The sequence below is a fragment of the Microcoleus sp. OTE_8_concoct_300 genome (assembly GCF_031383065.1).
Classification (GTDB): Bacteria; Cyanobacteriota; Cyanobacteriia; order Cyanobacteriales; family Microcoleaceae; genus Microcoleus.
The window spans coordinates 1-1,140 of the sequence record NZ_JANMZH010000488.1; the positions used below are offsets into that span (position 1 = coordinate 1).

The window sequence follows — 1,140 nt, forward strand, 5'->3', positions numbered from 1 at the left end:
ACGAATTTCTAGGGGTTGCCGTTCTTCTAGGGGCTGATTGTAATTGACTCTTAATCTTGTTGTGTTGGTTAGAGGAACAGGGCCACTAAGCGTAAAGGCTTCGTTAACGTTGGGGGTAGCAACGTTGTCACGTTCGATCGCCTTAATTTCTCTGCCATTCAAAAATGCTACTTCTTCAATTGCTCCGTGGGGTATCAAGGTGCATTGGGAGTAATCGCCCCGCTGAGAATGTCTAGTGCACAGTATGTTGAGTCGATCGCAGCTTTTTGTGCTAGTGTGCGAGCGTTTTCAGGCACTAGTAGGGCTGTTCTCAAGGGTCCGTTGGCAAACCGACCGTCAGGGAAGACTAAGCTCGCTTGCATATCCAAAACTGGCTGACCATTAATCAGCACGCCGTTAGCGCCTACATCCGATTTGTTTGGTCTGGTTCTTTCCGTGGGGTTGTAGGTGATGCCATTGTTAGAGCCAATAAATTGCTGCCGACTTCCAAGTAATCGGTCGCGTCTTGCTCTATGTGGTGCCCTCTCACCCTGCCCGCTGACATCAGTAACGACAGCATTGCCTAGACCCTCGGTAATATTTCTGGCTGTAGAAGCATTGCTGGGGTCGTAGTAACTGCTAACACAGGCATACAGTTTTTGCGTTGGTTGGATAGTACCAGTAATCCCGTCTGGGTTGTAGCCGTGGAATGCGTAATGATACACAGCCGTTGCTCGCATTCGCAAGTCGCCTTTGGCAAACTTCCGAGCGGTGGTAGCATCTTCAGTAATTCCGGTAAGTGCAGATGTTGCTGCTGGAGGTAGTACAGTCGGGAACGTTATCCAATTTGTCGCAGCCAAAGTATTGTCGTATACCTGAGAACCAAGTCCCAGTGGCGACATCGGCATAGTATCGGGCCAAACTACGGGGTATTCTTCAACAGCCGTAGTTGCTGGGTCGTTGTAAGTATTTGCGGTACCAGGGGCAGGAACGAAACGTGCGGGGCCTATTTTGCTGGTGCCATCGTTCCATCTGGGGGGTGGCAAGAAGGAGTTAGTGCGATCGTACACGCCACCACTGGTAATTACCCGCAAACCGCCAGTTCCATCAAGGGGATTTCTCGGTGTTTGAGCTGCTGCTGCTTCCCAGAAACCATCTCTA

The 1,140-nt window shown here is 50.4% G+C and carries 1 protein-coding gene and 1 pseudogene; both read right to left on the bottom strand.

The genetic code is table 11. The features are described from left to right. The coding region (locus ACUVJL_RS22090; protein ID WP_445247797.1) for a hypothetical protein at positions 1 to 198 on the bottom strand (198 nt) is incomplete at its 3' end. Further along, positions 195 to 1,140, bottom strand: a pseudogene (locus ACUVJL_RS22095) (hormogonium polysaccharide biosynthesis protein HpsA); the annotation flags it as partial. The pseudogene ACUVJL_RS22095 and the gene ACUVJL_RS22090, both read right to left, overlap by 4 nt.